The sequence below is a fragment of the Micromonospora rifamycinica genome, assembly GCF_900090265.1.
GTDB lineage: Bacteria > Actinomycetota > Actinomycetes > Mycobacteriales > Micromonosporaceae > Micromonospora > Micromonospora rifamycinica.
The window spans coordinates 2,143,803-2,159,723 of record NZ_LT607752.1 but is presented as its reverse complement, the minus strand read 5'-3'; the positions used below and the strand labels follow the sequence as shown (position 1 = coordinate 2,159,723).

Genomic DNA, 15,921 nt, shown 5'->3' with positions numbered 1-15,921 from the left:
GGGACCGGGCGGCAGTGCGCGCCGCAGGGCCGGGGCCGGCGGGTCAGGCGAGGGTCGCCAGGGCGGCGCGGACCCGCTCCACCACCGTCTTGAGCCCCGGGCCGGTCAGGTCGGGGTAGGTCGGCAGGTTGAGGCCGCGCCTGCTCAGGTCGACGGTCACCGGGCAGTGCGCGGTCGGGTCGCGGTGCGCGGGCAGCTCGGGGATCGGCACGAAGAAGGGCCGGGTCTCCACCCCGAGCCGGTCGAGCGTGCGGGCCACCGTGTCCCGGGAGGCGTCATCGCCTTCCGGTCCGACCAGGAAGGCGGCCATCCACGGGGCGCGGCGGACACCGGGGACCACCGGCTGCGCCGACAGCGCCGGCTCGTCGGCCAGCTGCGTCTCGTAGCCGGCGACCACCGCGTCCCGCCGGGCGATGATCTCGTCGGCCCGGTCGAGTTGGGCGCAGAGCAGCGCGGCGGCCAGGTTGGTCATCCGGTAGTTGAAGCCCAGCACCGGGAAGTAGTACCGCCGGTGGGGATCCATGCCCTGGTTGCGCAGCAGCCGCATCCGCTCGGCCAGGGCCGCGTCCGAGGTGGTGACACAGCCGCCCTCGCCCGAGGTGATCACCTTGTTACCGAAGAACGAGAAGGTGGTGGCGTCGGCCAGGGCACCGGTCGGACGTCCGTCGACGGTGGCGCCGAAGGACTCCGCCGCGTCGGCGACCAGGAGCAGGCCGTGCCGGTGGCACAGCTCGCGCAGGGCGGGATAGTCGGCGGGGTGGCCGTACAGGTCGACGGCGACGACCGCCCGGGTCCGTGGGCCGATCGCGGCCCGGACCGCGGCGGGGTCGACGCACCAGCTCTGCGGCAGCACGTCCACGCAGACCGCACGCGCCCCGCAGTACGCGACGGCGTTCGCGGTCGCCACGTAGGTCAGCGCGGGCACGATGACCTCGTCGCCCGGACCGATCCCGGCGGCGGCGAGGACCAGGTGCAGGGCGACGGTGCCGTTGGCGGTCGCCACCGTGGTGCCGGCACCGCACCGGCGGGCGAACCGGTCCTCGAAGTCGGTCAGGTAGCGGCCCTGGGAGGAGACCCAGCCGCTGCGCAGGGCGTCCACCACGTACCGCTCTTCCAGGTCGGACAGGCTCGGCCGGGCCACCGGATACCGGTCGTCGACGGTGCTCATGCCGTTCCCTCCCCGGCGAGTTCGGCGGCGAACGCGGATCTCGGCATCGGTCCCGGCCTTCCCTGCGCCACCCAGCGCAGCACGTCGAGGTAGTCGCCGCCGGTCGCCGTCCAGGTGCGGACGGCCAACCGGTTGTCGGCGTGCCGGGCGGCGGCGGCGTAGCGCGGCCGGTCGGCCAGCAGCCGCCCGACCGCCTCGGCCAGCGACGCCGGCTCGGTGGCCCGGAAGACGGTCGCCTCGGCTCCGGTGAACTCCAGTTGGGCCAGCAGCGGCTCGGCGTCCGCGCAGGCGACCGGCAGCCCCCAGCTGAACGCCTCCAGCATCGCCCCGCTCGCCGCCTCCCACAGCGACGGGATCACCACCGCGTCGGCGCGGGCGTAGAGGGCGTTCAGCTCGTCGAGGGTGACGAAGCCGGGAAAGGACACCCGGCCCCGCAGGTCGGGCCGCGCGGCGCGGGCGAGCAGGCGGCTGGCGTCCGGCTCGACCAGCGGCCCGGGGCAGACCAGGCGGCACTGCGGGAGCAGCGCCATCGCCTCCAGCAGGGTCGCGTGGTTCTTGTGGGACGCGGTGGAGGACGGGTACACCAGCAGGCCCGGTTCGGGCCGGGCGGCGGCACGGTCCGGCGCGGGCTGGAAGGTCGGGGTCGGGATGAGCGCGGTCCGCTGCGCCGCCTCGGGAAACAGCCGCAGGGTCTCCCGGTACGGGTGGGGCCAGGTGACCACGAGGGCGGACGCGCGGGCCACGTTCTCCCGGACCACGGCGGCGAAGCCGGGGGAGTGGAAGGCGGCGTGGAGGTGCCGCAGGTCGTGCAGGACGACGACGGACGGTCCGGGACCGATCGGGGCGCCGTGGAACGGGTAGAGCGTGACGTCCGCCCCCCGCTGCCGGGGGACCGCGCGCTGCCGGACCGCGTTGACCGCCCGGCGGACGGCCAGGGAGTCGCGGACCCGGACCGGTGTCCACCGGCGCAGCACCCGCCCCGGCGCGGTGTCCGAGCGGAGCGGCTGGGCGACCTCGGTCCAGCCGATCCGAGTGGCGGGCACCTGGCCGTGCCACTGGTCGAGAGTGCCGCGGAGGACGTTCACCCGCAGCTCGCAGGAGGTGTCGGCGGTCATCCCGGACAGCAGTCCGTAGGTGAACGCCTCGACCCCGGCGGCGTGTCCGGGACGGATCGCGGTGGCGTCGACGGTGACCCTCACCGGTCCACCCGCACCAGGCGTCCCATCCGCTCGTCCTCGAGGAGCTGCCGGTCGGCGTCCACCATCACCCGCACCAGGTCGCCGAAGAGGGTCTTCGGCGCCCACCCCAACCGCCGCCGGGCCTTCGTGTAGTCGCCGATCAGCGCGTCGACCTCGGCCGGTCGGAAGTAGACCGGATCGACCTCCACGTACCGTTGCCAGTCGAGGCCGACCCGGTCGAAGGCGGCCTCGACGAACTCGCGGACCGAGTGCCCCTCGCCGGTGGCCACCACGTAGTCGTCCGGGGTGTCCTGCTGGAGCGCCAGCCACATCGCCTCGACGTACTCCGGGGCGTAGCCCCAGTCCCGCACCGCGTCGAGGTTGCCCAGGTACAGCTTGTCCTGGATGCCGGCCTCGATCCGGGCCACCGCGCGGGTGATCTTGCGGGTCACGAAGTTCTCGCCCCGCCGTGGGCTCTCGTGGTTGAACAGGATGCCGTTGACGCAGAACATGTCCCACGACTCGCGGTAGTTGACCGCCGTCCAGAAGGCGTAGACCTTGGCGCACGCGTACGGGCTGCGCGGGTGGAACGGCGTCTCCTCGCGCTGCGGGGGCGGGGTGGAGCCGAACATCTCCGAGGAGGACGCCTGGTAGAAGCGGCAGTCGACGTCGGCCGCCCGGGCCGCTTCCAGCATCCGTAGGGCACCCAGCCCGGTGACGTCCGCGGTGTAGCCCGGGACGTCGAAGGAGACGCGCACGTGGCTCTGCGCGCCGAGGTTGTAGATCTCGTCCGGCCGGATGTCGCGGACCAGCGAGGTCAACGAGGCCGGGTCGGACAGATCGCTGTAGTGCAGGAAGAGCCGCGCCTCCCCGTGCCGGGGATGGACGTCGACCCGGTCGATGCGTTCGGTGTTGAACGAGGAGGACCTTCGCTTTATCCCGTGCACCGTGTATCCCTTGTCGAGCAGGAACTCGGACAGATAGCTACCGTCCTGACCGGTGGTGCCGGAAATGAGTGCCACTCGCGACATGGGGTTCCTCTCGTGCCGGATCGGATTGTTCGCGGGACTTCCTTATACCGGCTAACGGGCTGCTCACCACGAGTGTTGCGGCAATGTCCGGCACGTTCACGTAAATTGCCGGGCACAGTTACCGGAATGGTTCTCGCTCGTTGGGCCACCCAGTTCCGTGTCTTCAGCGAGGAGCGAGGATGGCCGGCGACACCAGCTCCGCGACGGACGTCGACGAACGGGCGGCCGATGCCGGGAAGAAGAGCTTCCGGGTACTCGTCACGGCCGGCTACTTCAGCCCCGGCTGGCGTGCCGGCGGTCCCGTCCGGTCCATCGCCGACACCCTCGACACGGCCAGCGGCGAGGTCTCCACCACCCTGCTGACCCGCGACCGGGACCTCGGTACCCGGACGGCCTATCCCGGGTTGTCCGGCACCTGGGCGCGACACGGCCGGACGGACGTCTTCTATCTCGGGGTACGGCGGCCGGCGCACTGGTGGACGCTCTGGCGGGCGCTGCGCTCGGCGCGGTACGACCTGCTCTACGTGAACAGCGTCTGGTCGGCCTTCTCGATCCTGCCCGTCGCCGCCGCCCGGCTCGGCCTGCTGCGGGCGGACCGCATCCTGGTGGCCCCCCGGGGGGAGTTCGGCGCGGCCGCCCTCGACCTGCACCGGTTCCGCAAGCGGGTGTTCCTGGCCGGCTGGCGGTGGATGCTACGTGGACCCCGGGTGCTGTGGCACGCCACCGGCCCGCACGAGGCCGCCGACATCCGGCGGATCCTGCCCCGGGCGCGGATGGCCGTCGTGGCGCCCGCCGCCGGCCCCGAGCCCCGCCCCGCCCCGGCCGCGCTGCCGGCCACCGACGAGGTACGCCTGGTATTCCTCAGCCGGATCTCACCGATGAAGAACCTGGACCTGGTGCTCGCCGCGCTGGCCCACGTCCGGCCCCCGGTGCGGTTGGATGTCTACGGCCCGGTGGAGGACGCGCGGTACTGGCAACGGTGTGCGGAACTGTGGTCGGCCCTGCCGGACCCCTCCGTCGTTCGCTACTGCGGCGAACTCCGCCCCGAGCAGGTCGGCGACACCTTCGCCCGGTACGACGCGTCGGTCCTGCCGACCCGGGGGGAGAACTTCGGCAACGCCATCGCGGAGAGCATGGCGGCGTACTGCCCGGTGGTCTGTTCGGACCGGACCCCCTGGACGACCGTGCTGCGCGACGGTGGCGGGCAGGTGCTCACCGAGCTGACCCCGGTGGCGTTGGGCGCGTTGCTCTCCCGGATCGCCGCCGCCACACCCGAGCAGCGGCAGGCGGCCCGGCGGGCGGCCGGGGAGGCGTACCGCCGGTGGCGGCTCGGCCGGTGCCGGGTCAGCGTCCTCGACCAGGCCCGGCAGGCGATCGGCGTTCCGGCGCGCCGGGTGCCGCCACAGGGCCGACCGCCCGGGACACCGACCGAGCCGCCCGTCCGGCGGTGCCCGCAGGACCCCGAGCAACCATGAGGAGGCATCCGTGACCCGGGTGATGACCGTCGTCGGGACCAGGCCGGAGATCATCCGGCTGGCCCGCGTGATCGACACGCTGGACCGGACCGTGGAGCACACGCTGGTGCACACGGGGCAGAACTGGGATCCCGCGCTGTCCGACATCTTCTTCAGCGAGCTGGGCGTACGCCCCCCGGACCGTTTCCTGCGGGCCGACACCCGGTCGCTCGGCAGCCTGCTCGGCGCGGTCCTGGTCGGCACCGAGAAGATCATCGGTGAACTGCGGCCGGACGCGCTGCTGGTGCTCGGCGACACCAACAGCGCCATCGCGGCGCTGATGGCCCGACGGATGAAGGTGCCCGTATACCACATGGAGGCGGGCAACCGCTGCTTCGACCTGAACGTCCCGGAGGAGACCAACCGCCGGCTGGTCGACCACGTCGCCGACTTCAACCTGGTCTACTCCGAGCACGCCCGGCGCAACCTGCTCGCCGAGGGGCTGCACCCCCGCCGGATCCTGCACACCGGCTCACCCATGCGGGAGGTGCTCGACCACTACCGGCCGCAGATCGCCCGGTCCAGCGTCCTGACGCAGCTCGACCTCGAACCGGGCGGCTACTTCGTGGTCAGCGCCCACCGGGAGGAGAACGTCGACCACCCGGAGCGGCTCCGCCGGCTGCTCGACTGTCTCTGCGCCGTACGCGACGAGTGGCGGCTGCCGCTGCTGGTCTCCACCCACCCGCGTACCCGCAAGCGGCTGGAGTCGCTCGCCGTCGACGGCACGCTGCTGGACGGGATCACCTTCCACGAGCCGTTCGGGTTCTTCGACTACGTGACCCTGCAACGGCACGCCCGGTGCACGCTGTCCGACAGCGGCACCGTCAGCGAGGAGGCGGCGATCCTCGGCTTCCCGGCGGTGACCCTGCGGGAGTCCATCGAGCGCCCCGAGGCGTTGGACTCCGGCGCGATCGTGATGACCGGCCTGGACCCGACCGGGGTGGTGGAGGGCGTCCGGGTGGTGGTGGCCCAGGTCGCGGCCGGACCGGTCGGCTGCCCGGCCGACTACCAGGTGCCGGACACCTCACGCCGGGTGGTCGACTTCATCCTCTCGACCGTGCGGCGGCACCACGACTGGGCCGGCATCCGCCGCTGACCGGTCCACCGGCCGGGCGGGCACGCCGGTGACCACCGTGCCCGCCGGCACGTCCCGGGTCACGCACGCGCCCGCACCCACCACGGCGTCCCGGCCGACCCGCAGCCCCGGCAGGACGGCGGCGGTGGTGCCGACCAGCACGCCGTCGTCCAGCCGGCAGTAGCCGGAGACCGCGGCGAGCGGGTTGACCGAGACGTGGTCACCGAGGACGGTGTCGTGCCCCACGGTGCAGTTCTGGTTGAGGTGCACCTGACGGCCCAGCACCACGTTCGTCGTCACCCGGGCGCCACCGGCCGCGAACAGGCCCTCCTGGAAGACGCAGTCCGGCCCGATCTCCGCCGCCGGATGCACCACCGTGGCGGCGGGCAGGCCGTACCGGGCGAGAACCTGGTCGGTCTCGCGACGCAGCCGGGGATGCCCGACGCCCAGCGCCACCCGGGTGGTCGCCGGCCGGCCGGCGAGCCAGCGGGTCGGGCCGAGGAAGGGCACGCCGAGCCGGCGCACCTGCGCCACGTGCGCCTCGGTGGGGTAGTCGTCGACGAAGCCGAGGACGCGCCACCGGGGGCCGCCGGTGGAATGGGCGTTCAACAACCGAATTACCCCGAAAATCTCCCGGCCCATCCCGCCCGCACCTACGATCACTACGTCGGTGGTCACCCGTCGCCCCCTCGGCCGTGGAGAACGCCGGTCGCGTTCCGCCATCCGCCCCCGCCCGGCATCCGCGCCGCCGGCCCGGTGCGGGTGCCGGCGGGGGTAGAGGCCACGGCCCGTGAACGCGCCCGTCCCGCCGGCTCCGGCATCCGGCACGGGCCACGCCCGGCGGATGCGCTCCTCACTGTCCATGCGTTCCAGACATTCCTGCGGGGTGCCGGTCTCCGGCCGGCACGGTGAAGGTGGGCCGGTAGTGCACAAGCTGACAAGGACACCCTCCCTGGGCGACGCCGCGACCTCGCGACGGTCCGCCGGTGCCGTGTGCACCTACCGGGTGATCGCGACCGCGGGGGTGTTCGAGCCGGGCTTCCGCGGGGGCGGCCCGATCCGTTCCCTGCGGTACATCCTGGACACCCTTCCGGGGGACCTGGACGTCACCCTGGTCACCCGGGACCGGGATCTCGGCTCGCCTGCACCGTACCCCGGCCTGTCCGGACGACTGCTGCGACGCGACGGCCGTTCCGCCGTCTTCTACCTGAATCCGTGGTCGCCGCGGCACTGGGTGCGGATGGCCCGGCACGTCCGCGCCCGGCCGGTCGACCTGCTCTACGTCAACAGCATCTGGTCGCTGTTCTCGGTGCTGTCGATCCTGGCGGTGGCGCTGCGCCTGGTGCGCGTCGGGGCCGTCCTGGTCGCCCCGCGCGGTGAGCTGTCACCCGGCGCCCTCGCCATCAGGACGGCCAAGAAGCGGCTCTTCCTCGCGCTGTGGGCGCCGGTGCTGCGCCGGCTCCGGGTGCGCTGGCAGGCCTGCAGCCGGTTGGAGGAGCGGCAGATCCGGGCCAACGTGCCGTGGGCGCGGGTGATGGTGAACGGCAACGAGAGCCCCATCCCGGCGCACCCCGTCCCACCGGTGGTGCCGCACGACGGGCCGTTGCGGTTGGTCTTCGTCGGCCGGATCTCGCCGATGAAGAACCTGTCCACGGCCCTGGAGGCGGTGGCCGGCACCACCCGGCCGGTGGAGTTCGACATCTTCGGGCCGGCGGAGGACGCGCGGTACTGGTCGCGTTGCCAGCGGCTCGTCGCGGCGATGCCGGAGCACGTCCGGGTCCGCTACCTCGGTGAACTCGCGGCGGCGGACGTCGTGCCGACGTTCAGCCGGTACGACGCCTTCCTCTTCCCCACCCTCGGCGAGAACTTCGGTCACGTGATCCTGGAGAGCCTGGCGGCCGGCTGCCCGGTGGTCTGCTCGGACGACACGCCGTTCAGCGAGCTGATCCGCGACACCGGCGGGACGGTGGTCCGGCCGACGACCGCCGCCGGCCTCAGCCGGGTGCTCGACCTGCTGGCCGACCGGACGCCCGGGGAGCGGGCCGCGGCGAAGGTGACCGCCGGGGAGCGGTACCGGCGCTGGCGGCAGGAGTGTCGGGAGCCCCACGTGCTGGCGCACGCCCGCGAATTCTGCCGCTGAACCTCCTGCCGGGCGCAGCCCGTCACCGGGGCCGGGCCCGAGTCGTTCTCTCCACGTGACCGGGCCTGCCCCGGTCCGCCAGTAGCCGTACCTGCGATCGAGGACAGTCCGTGCCCAGTCGTCTTCGTACGATCACTCGGCGTGTGCGGGACCATCTCGCCGCGTCGCGTGACCCGGCGGCGTTCGTCCGGTCCCTGGGGGTCAACCTGACCGGCCGGGTCAGGTTCTACGGGGTCAACCGGGCGATGTTCGGCTCGGAACCGTGGCTGATCACCATCGGCGACAACGTCTACATCACCTCCGAGGTGCAGTTCGTCACCCACGACGGTGGCACGTTGATCCTGCGCAAGGACCATCCCGACCTCGACTGGACCGCGCCGATCACGATCGGCGACGACGTCTACATCGGCATGCGCGCGATGATCCTGGCGGGCGTCACCATCGGCAACCGCTGTGTCATCGGGGCGGGCTCGATCGTCACCCGGGACATCCCGGACAACACCGTGGCGGCCGGTGTCCCGGCGCGACCGTTGCGCAGCACCGACGAGTACCTCGAACGCCTCCAGGCCAAGTCGCTGGGCATCGGGCACCTGCCCGTCCCGGCCAAGCACGAGGCGATCAAGCGGATCTACGGCGTGCCCACCGGCTGAGGCCCGCGACGGCACCGCCCCCGGGCAGGCCGAGGTCCCGCGACGGCACCGCCCCCGGGTCAGGCCCGCCGGTACGCAACCTGCGGCGGCGGGAACTGGTGGACCCCGGTGACCGTGATCGCGCCCAGGGCACCGGTCGTGCCGGTCACCTCGTAGCCGAACCGGTCCCCGGTCATCGCCGCCGCCGTGGCACCCAGGCTCAGTACGGTGCCGACGTCGACGCCACCGGTGCGGACCGAGGGCGGGGTGACCCCGCTGACCTGCCACACGTGCCCGTACCAGTGCCAGCCGGCGGGCAGCGTCACGGCCGTGTCCAGCACGGACTCCCGCACCCCGACGGAGGTGACGGCGACGCTGCCGAAGTCGGCGACCGGGCCGAGGACGGCGGGGCGGCCGGTGGCCGGGTCGTGGGCGTACACGCCGTGTCGCAGCACGCCGGTGCCCGCCCGGGTGACCTCCAGGCAGGCCCGGTCGACCGGGGTCGGCTCGGCCAGGAAGAACGGGTGCAGCAGGAGCCGCTGGTAGGTGCCGGCGCAGCTGCTCTCCGCCGTCGGGCCGCACCGGGCGAGGAAGTAGCCTCCCCGGGTCCGGGTCACCCCCGGCAGCGGTTGCGGCGGGGCGGCGTCGGGGTCCGCGCGCCACATCCCGTACCCGGGGGAGACCGGCACGGTGTACGGCACCCCGGCGACGGTGACCCGGTCGGGCACGGTGAGGTTGGTCGGACCCACCGGCACCAGCAGCCGCTGGTACAGCTGCGGGGCAGCCATCTGGGCCTGGGCGACGGTGCCGACCCGTTCGATCAGCACGAAGTCCCGGCCGCCGTCGGAGACCACGATCTCGGTGGCGGTCGAGGGGGGCGTCAGGTAGCGGCGGTAGGCGGTGCCGGTCACCGACTCCCCGGCGGCCAGGGTGCGCCCCCAGACCAGTTGCGGATAGTTCTTCTTGAGGCTGGCACTGATGAACCAGCCCTTGGCGGTGGTGTTGCGGACCCGGATCTCGGGTGTGCCGTCCGCGACCGGCAGCAGCCCGACGGCGATGCCCCACTGCTGGGTGCCCCCGCCGGCGACCACCCACTGGGTCATGCTGCTGGCGGGCATCAGCCGGTTGGTGAGGGTCGCCGGGGTGAAGTCGGTGAGGGCGGCGAGGGTGTCGATGTTCGCCCAGGCGGACCAGTTCAGGCCGCCGGCCGCGCCGACGTTCGGCATGAACTGCCGGCGGGTGCCGCCCGGCACCGGGGTCAACGGGGCGCACTGGGTCACCCCCGCGTTCAGGGTGAACCGCGTCAGGGCGGTCACCTGCTGCGTGACGAGCAGCCCGCCACCGGGCGACCAGCGGTAGACGTTCGAGATCCGGCACAGCGACGGGATCCTCGGCATGATGGTGGCGATCGGGGTGCCGATGTTCGCCCGAGCCGTGTCGATCATCCCCTGGTAGGAGGGGATCACGTAGGACTCCCGGATCACCAGTTCCAGGCCCGTCGACCGGCCGTCGGGCACCGGTCGGCCGTCGAGCTCGACGGCGACCGTGTGGGAGTGGGTGACCGGGCGGATCTGCACGTCCGGGGTGAGGCCGGTGATCGGCACGGTGGTCCGGTTGGTCGCCCCCGAGACGTGGGTGAGCGGTGCGGCCGGCTTGACCCGGGCACCCTGGGCGATGCCGTCCACGATCGTGTACGGGTTGCCGAAGAGCAGGCTGCTGGCGTTGGTGACGGCGAGCAGGGTGAAGACACGCGTCCCGTCGCTCCACTGCGAACCCACGTCGGCGGTGGTCTTGCCGTGGTTGGTGACGGCGATCTGGTTGCCGACGTTGTAGCCGTGGTTGCCACCGACGTACGACCAGCCGGTGTTGATCGGGCAGTTGTCGTCCGAGGTGTCGTGGATCCGGGTGCCTACTGCGGAGAGGACCGGCCACACCTGGGCGTCGGTCGCGGTGGAGGGCACCAGGCTCACCTGGGGCAGGCCGGAGTGCCACAGGCCGACCATGCTCTCCGCGTACGCCAGGTTGACGGGCATGACCACGTCCCGGGTGGCGTCGATCCGCGACCTGACGGACATCAGGGCGTTGGACCGGTAGACGATCAGCTCCGCCATCCTGCACACCTCCACCGAGAACCACGACGGCCCTGTCACTCTGCGCGTTTGCCCAGCTCGTGGCGGTCGTCGGTCAATTCCCGGACAGCAGCACCGGCCGTTCGGTGGAGCACTGTGGGACCGGTCCGGCCGGGAAGTCCCACCCGGTGTCCTGAATGGGATGAATTTCCGGTTGCTGCCGTAACGTGCCGCAGGTCGGCTCGATGAACAGGCGAGGTGCGTCGTCGGGGGGTAGTTCATGCGGATTCTGATCACGGGTGGGGCCGGCTTCATCGGCGCCAACCTGGCCCGCGCCGCCCTGGCCGAGCCGGCCGTCAAGGAGGTCAGCGTCCTGGACGACTTCTCGGTGGGGCTGCGCGGCAACCTCGACGGCCTGGACGTCGACCTCGTCGAGGGGTCGATCCTGGACCCGGCCGCGCTGGATGCCGCGATGGCGGGTCGGGAGGCGGTCGTCCACCTGGCCGCGCTGCCCAGCGTCCCCCGGTCGTTGCGCGACCCGCTCGCCTCCCACCACGCCAACGCCACCGGCACCCTGATGGTGCTGGAGGCGGCCCGCCGCCACGATGTCGCGCACGTGCTGGTCGCCTCCTCCTCGTCGGTGTACGGGATGAACCCGGCGCTGCCCAAGGTGGAGCTGACCTGGACCCGCCCGATGAGCCCCTACGCGGCCAGCAAGCTCGCCACCGAGGCGTACGCCCTGGCCCACCAGGCGTCGTTCGGGCTGCCGACGCTGGCCCTGCGGTTCTTCAACGTCTTCGGCCCCGGGCAGCGGCACGACCACGCGTACGCGGCCGTCATCCCCCGGTTCACCCACGCCGCCCTGCGCGGCGAACCGGTCGTGGTGCACGGCGACGGCACCCAGTCCCGCGACTTCACCTACGTCGGCACGGTCTGCGAGGTCATCCTCGACGCGCTGCGCCGCCGGGTGCGCCACCCGCATCCGGTCAACCTCGCCTTCGGCGCGCGGGCCAGCCTGCTCCAGGTCCTCGACGAGCTGGAGAGCCTGCTCGGCCGGCCGATCGCCCGGGAGCACGTGGCGCCGCGCACCGGCGACGTGCCGCACTCGCTGGCCGACGACACCACCCTGCGGTACCTCTTCCCGGACGTCACGCCGGTCGCCCGGGAACAGGGCCTGAGAGCGACCAGCGAGTGGATGGCCGGGCGGCTGGGCACCGCACCCGCCGCACCGCGGTGACCCGGGCCGCCAGTCGGGCGGCACCCGAGCCGGCCGCCGTCGCCACCGGGTCGCCGACCGGCGTGACGGTCGCGGTCGCCCCGGCGCCGGCCCCGCCGTCCGGGTGGGACCGGGACCGGGCGGTCACCGTGGGGGTGGCCACCGCCCTGGTGGCGAAGGGGATCGGGCTGGCCGCGCCGCTGGCCGTCACCCCCGCCTGCTTCCGCTACCTGGGCGACCAGCGGTACGGCCTGTGGATGGCGGTCACCGCGCTCACCGGGATGGCCTGGTTCGCCGACCTGGGGCTGGGCAACGGGCTGCTGACCCGGCTCGGCCACCTGACCGACGACCCCCGCCAGCAGGCCCGCGAGATATCCAGCGCCTTCGCCACCCTCGGCGTGGTCGCCGTGCTGCTGCTGGCCGCGCTCATGGTGGTCACCCCCGTGGTGCCCTGGGTGGAGCTGTTCGACGTACGCGACCCGACCGTCGCCGCGCAGACCCCCGCCGTGGTCCTGATCTGCTTCGGCGCGTTCGCGGTCAACATCCCCCTGTCGCTGATCCAGCGCGTCCAGTACGCCCGGGGCCAGATGGTGCAGAGCAACGTCTGGCAGTCGGCCGGTGCGCTGGCCGCCATGGCGCTGGTGCTGGTCGCCATCGCCACCGGCCGGGGACCGCTGACCGTCATCGCCGCGGCGGTGCTGGCCGTGCCGGTGACCAACCTGCTCAACACGGTGACCTACTTCTGGTCCTGCGCCCCCGGCCACCGGCCGGCACCGGGCCTGGTACACCGGGGCACCGTCACCGGTCTGCTCCGGCTGGGTCTGCGTTTCTTCGCGCTCACCACGATGTCGTCGGTCGCGTTGAACGTGGACAACCCCCTGGTCGCGAACGTCCTGGGGCTGGCGGTGGCGGCGCACTACGCGGTGGTGGGGAAGCTGTTCGGCGTCCTGTGGATCTTCGTGGGGCTGGTCGGCATGACGATCTGGCCGGTCAACGGGGCGGCCCTCGCCCGGGGCGAGACGGCCTGGGTCCGCCGCAACACCCGCCGGATGGTCGCGCTCTACGGGCTGATCGTGGGCACGGCCGCGCTGGTGCTGGTCGGCTACGGGCACCGGCTGATCGAACTCTGGATCGGCACCGTCGACCGGTCGACCATCCGGCTCCCCGTCCTCGTCGGGCTGGCCGGCTGGTCCCTGCTGGTCGCCGTCACCTCCCCGCTGATCATGGTGCAGAACAGCATCGGCCTGCTCCGGCCGCAGTTCGTCGGCTGGGCGTCGTTCCTGGTGCTGGCGACCGCGCTCAAGATCTGGGGCCTGCGCCAGTTCGGCCTGGCCGGGCTGCCCGCGGCGGCCTGCCTGGCGTACCTGCTCACCATGGTGCCGGCGGCGCTGGTGGGATACCGCGGCGCGCTCGCCCGGTGCGGGCCGTCGTGACCGGCCGGCACCGGGTGCTGCGGGTGGTCGGCGCGCTGAACTTCGGCGGCACCGAGATGCGTACGGCCGAGCTGCTGCCCCGGCTCGCCGCCGCCGGCACCGAGCTGCACCTGGTGACCCTCAGCGACGTGATCGGGCCGGGACCGCTGGCCGAGGTGGTCACCCGCCACGGCGGCACGGTCACCGCGCTGCCCCTGGACGTGCGCTTCCCCGCCCGGTTCCTGCGCCTGCTCGGGCAGCTCCGCCCGGACGTGCTGCACGTCGACTGCGCCAACTTCTCCGGTGTGCTGCTCGCCCTGGGCGCGCTGCGCGGGGTGCCCGGCCGGGTCGCGCACTTCCGCGGCGACGACAACCGGCCCCGCAACGTCCGGCGACGGGTCTACCGGTGGATCGCGGGGCGGCTGCTGCGACGCGTCGCCACCGACATCCTCGGCGTCTCGCCCAGCTCGCTGACGTTCGGCTACCACCCGGGCTGGCGCGACGACCCCCGCTGCCGGGTGGTGCTCAACGGGCTCGACCTCGACCGGCTCCGCCGACCCAGCCCCGACGACCTGCGGGCGCTGATCGGCGCGGCACCGGGGGAGCTGGTCTGCGTCACGGTCGGCCGGGCCTCGCCGGAGAAACGCCGCTGGCTGCTGCCGCCGATCCTGGCCGCGCTGCGGGACCGGGGCGTGCCGGCGCACGCCGTGCTCGTCGGGCCGGGCGACCGGGCGGACGACGCCCGCGTCCTGGCCGCGGCGGCCACCGCCGGGGTCGCCGACCGGGTGCACCTGCTGGGTGCGCGGGCGGACGTGGGCGGGCTGCTGCGCCAGGCCGACGTCGTCGTCCATCCCTCCTGCCTGGAGGGGCTGCCCGGGGGAGTGCTGGAGCCCGTCGCGTTGGGCGTCGGCACGGTCGCCGCCGACCTGCCGGGGGTGCGCTTCATCGGGGAACGACTACCCGGGGTGACCATCGTGGACGTCGACGCCCCGCCGCAGCGGTGGGCGCGGGCGGTGGAGGAGGCGACGGCGTACACCACGGCGACCGCCGCCGCCGTGGCCGCCCGGCGGTTCGCCGACAGCGCCTTCGCCATCGACACGGCCGCCGCCGTCCACCTGGAGATCTACCGGCGGTGGGCGGCGACCCGCCCGGGGCGGGACCGGGATTCGGAAACGAGCAGCCGGCCACCGGTCGGCTCGGGACGGTGAGCGAGATGACCGATCAGACAGTGGCCGTCGACCGGCATCCGCAGCCGGACGACGCGTCGACCGGGCGGGCCGTGCGGCCCCGTCCCCTGCTCGTCGGCGCCTACGCCTTCCCGCACGGCGACGCCACCTCCAACCGGCTGCTGCAACTCGCCCGGTCCGCCGCGCCCGAGGGCACCCGCACGCTGGTCGTCAACGACTGGCCCTGCGAGGTCGCCTTCCCGGCCCGGCCGCCCGACGCGACCGGCGTCGACCTGGTCACCCTGCGGATCCGTGGCCTGCACCGGCTCACCCGGATGCCGGCCCGGCTGGCCCGCCCGGTGCGGGTGCTGCGGGCCGTGCGGGGCCGTGGGGTACGCCGTGGCGACGTGAGCGTGGTGCTCCTGCCGATGGCGTTGATGACCCTCGGCAACTGGGCGGTGCTGCGGCTCGTGCTGCGCTGCCCGGTGGTGGTGGACGCCAGCGAACGCCACGACCGGCGGCAGTTCCGGCGCGGGTGGCTCACCCCGTACTACGTCCGGCACCGCTGGTCGACGTTCCTGGCCACCCGGCTCGTGCCCCGGGCCACCGCGGTCTCCACCACGCTGGCCGGGTACCTCACCGGGCACGGGCTGGAGGTGCTGGTGGTGCCGCCGCAGGTCGACTGCGACGACTTCCCGGTCGGCCGCCCGCCCGCGCCCTCCACCGGGCTGCGCCTGCTGTACGCCGGCACCCCCGGCCGCAAGGACATGCTGGACGTGATCGTGCGGGGGATCAGCCTGCTCACGCCGGAGCAGCAGCGCCGGGTCAGCCTGACCATCGCCGGCGTCACCCGCGCCGACGCCGCCGCCCGCTCCGACCTGGACGTCGCCCTGCTCGACGGGGTGGCGGCCGAGGTGCGGTTCCTCGGCCGGGTTCCCCGCGACACCGTGCTGACGCTGCTCGGCCAGTCGCACTTCTCGATGCTGGTCCGCCCCACCGGCGGATACGCGGCCAACGGCTTCCCGTCCAAGGTGCCGGAGAGCCTGGCCGCCGGCTGCCCGGTGCTGCTCAACCACACCAGCGACCTGGCCAGTTACGTGCACGACGGCGTGGAGGGGCTGGTGCTCGCCGGCAACACGCCGGAGGACGTGCGGCAGGCGGTCGTCCGCGCGCTGCGACTGCGGGACGAGGAGTGGACGGCGATGAGCCGGGCCGCCCGGTCGCGGGCCCGCGAGTCGTTCGACCACCGGGCCTGGCGGGACCGGGTGAGCGCCTTCGTGGCGGCCGGCTCCCGGCGCTGAGCCGGCCGGCTCGTACCACCCG

13 protein-coding genes are annotated in these 15,921 nt (G+C 73.5%); 8 read left to right on the top strand and 5 right to left on the bottom strand.

Annotated elements, in window-relative coordinates; genetic code table 11:
* Nucleotides 1-43 precede the first annotated feature (43 nt).
* From GA0070623_RS08735 to gmd, 3 genes are read right to left on the bottom strand one after another with little or no spacing between them, the layout of a single operon-like run.
* A complete protein-coding gene (locus GA0070623_RS08735) occupies nt 44-1,168 on the bottom strand; it encodes a DegT/DnrJ/EryC1/StrS family aminotransferase (RefSeq protein ID WP_067303487.1) in 1,125 nt (374 codons plus the stop codon).
* The gene (locus GA0070623_RS08730; protein ID WP_067303490.1) at nt 1,165-2,367 is read right to left on the bottom strand and encodes a glycosyltransferase; all 1,203 of its coding nucleotides are present in this window, start codon (nt 2,365-2,367) and stop codon (nt 1,165-1,167) included. The genes GA0070623_RS08735 and GA0070623_RS08730 overlap by 4 nt, the downstream gene beginning before the upstream one ends.
* The gene (gene gmd, locus GA0070623_RS08725; RefSeq protein ID WP_067303492.1) at nt 2,364-3,377 is read right to left on the bottom strand and encodes a GDP-mannose 4,6-dehydratase; all 1,014 of its coding nucleotides are present in this window, start codon (nt 3,375-3,377) and stop codon (nt 2,364-2,366) included. The genes GA0070623_RS08730 and gmd overlap by 4 nt, the downstream gene beginning before the upstream one ends.
* A gap of 179 nt (nt 3,378-3,556) precedes the next feature.
* On the opposite strand from gmd, the gene GA0070623_RS08720 reads away from it, so the two are divergent.
* Both GA0070623_RS08720 and wecB read left to right on the top strand, forming a co-directional pair.
* Nucleotides 3,557-4,852, top strand: a complete 1,296-nt coding sequence (locus tag GA0070623_RS08720) for a glycosyltransferase family 4 protein (RefSeq protein ID WP_067303495.1) — start codon at nt 3,557-3,559, stop codon at nt 4,850-4,852.
* A 10-nt stretch (nt 4,853-4,862) separates the two neighbouring features.
* Nucleotides 4,863-5,987 carry a non-hydrolyzing UDP-N-acetylglucosamine 2-epimerase gene (gene wecB, locus GA0070623_RS08715; protein ID WP_067303498.1) on the top strand — a complete coding sequence of 375 codons (1,125 nt, stop codon included), beginning with the start codon at nt 4,863-4,865 and terminating at the stop codon, nt 5,985-5,987.
* On the opposite strand, the gene GA0070623_RS08710 is transcribed toward wecB, so the two are convergent.
* Nucleotides 5,916-6,608, bottom strand: coding sequence for an LbetaH domain-containing protein (locus GA0070623_RS08710; protein WP_231932720.1), 693 nt, complete (start codon nt 6,606-6,608; stop codon nt 5,916-5,918). The two genes, wecB and GA0070623_RS08710, sit on opposite strands and share 72 nt — an antisense overlap.
* 364 nt (nt 6,609-6,972) lie before the next feature.
* On the opposite strand from GA0070623_RS08710, the gene GA0070623_RS08705 reads away from it, so the two are divergent.
* Together GA0070623_RS08705 and GA0070623_RS31375 are read left to right on the top strand one after the other, a co-directional pair.
* Nucleotides 6,973-8,106, top strand: coding sequence for a glycosyltransferase family 4 protein (locus GA0070623_RS08705; RefSeq protein ID WP_157746963.1), 1,134 nt, complete (start codon nt 6,973-6,975; stop codon nt 8,104-8,106).
* 143 nt (nt 8,107-8,249) lie between these two features.
* A complete protein-coding gene (locus GA0070623_RS31375; protein ID WP_269458977.1) occupies nt 8,250-8,756 on the top strand; it encodes an acyltransferase in 507 nt (168 codons plus the stop codon).
* Between the two features lie 59 nt (nt 8,757-8,815).
* On the opposite strand, the gene GA0070623_RS08695 is transcribed toward GA0070623_RS31375, so the two are convergent.
* Nucleotides 8,816-10,846 (bottom strand): hypothetical protein, encoded by a 2,031-nt coding sequence (locus GA0070623_RS08695; protein ID WP_067303511.1) that lies wholly within the window; start codon nt 10,844-10,846, stop codon nt 8,816-8,818.
* A 238-nt stretch (nt 10,847-11,084) separates the two neighbouring features.
* Between GA0070623_RS08695 and GA0070623_RS08690 the strand changes: the two genes are divergently transcribed.
* From GA0070623_RS08690 to GA0070623_RS08675, 4 genes are all read left to right on the top strand, one after another.
* The gene (locus GA0070623_RS08690; protein WP_067303515.1) at nt 11,085-12,041 is read left to right on the top strand and encodes an NAD-dependent epimerase/dehydratase family protein; all 957 of its coding nucleotides are present in this window, start codon (nt 11,085-11,087) and stop codon (nt 12,039-12,041) included.
* A 62-nt stretch (nt 12,042-12,103) separates the two neighbouring features.
* Nucleotides 12,104-13,453 (top strand): lipopolysaccharide biosynthesis protein, encoded by a 1,350-nt coding sequence (locus tag GA0070623_RS08685; protein ID WP_157517462.1) that lies wholly within the window; start codon nt 12,104-12,106, stop codon nt 13,451-13,453.
* Nucleotides 13,438-14,640 carry a glycosyltransferase gene (locus GA0070623_RS08680; protein WP_067303520.1) on the top strand — a complete coding sequence of 401 codons (1,203 nt, stop codon included), beginning with the start codon at nt 13,438-13,440 and terminating at the stop codon, nt 14,638-14,640. The genes GA0070623_RS08685 and GA0070623_RS08680 overlap by 16 nt, the downstream gene beginning before the upstream one ends.
* 5 nt (nt 14,641-14,645) lie before the next feature.
* Nucleotides 14,646-15,899, top strand: coding sequence for a glycosyltransferase family 4 protein (locus GA0070623_RS08675; protein ID WP_157517463.1), 1,254 nt, complete (start codon nt 14,646-14,648; stop codon nt 15,897-15,899).
* Nucleotides 15,900-15,921: the final 22 nt, after the last annotated feature.

Coding starts and splice junctions, on each gene's coding strand:
- gmd (WP_067303492.1), bottom strand. CDS start 3,377: ATGTCGCGAGTGGCACTCATTTCCGGCACCACCGGTCAGGACGGTAGC.
- GA0070623_RS08690 (WP_067303515.1), top strand. CDS start 11,085: ATGCGGATTCTGATCACGGGTGGGGCCGGCTTCATCGGCGCCAACCTG.
- GA0070623_RS08710 (WP_231932720.1), bottom strand. CDS start 6,608: ATGGGCCGGGAGATTTTCGGGGTAATTCGGTTGTTGAACGCCCATTCC.
- GA0070623_RS08735 (WP_067303487.1), bottom strand. CDS start 1,168: ATGAGCACCGTCGACGACCGGTATCCGGTGGCCCGGCCGAGCCTGTCC.
- GA0070623_RS08720 (WP_067303495.1), top strand. CDS start 3,557: ATGGCCGGCGACACCAGCTCCGCGACGGACGTCGACGAACGGGCGGCC.
- GA0070623_RS08675 (WP_157517463.1), top strand. CDS start 14,646: ATGACCGATCAGACAGTGGCCGTCGACCGGCATCCGCAGCCGGACGAC.
- GA0070623_RS08695 (WP_067303511.1), bottom strand. CDS start 10,846: ATGGCGGAGCTGATCGTCTACCGGTCCAACGCCCTGATGTCCGTCAGG.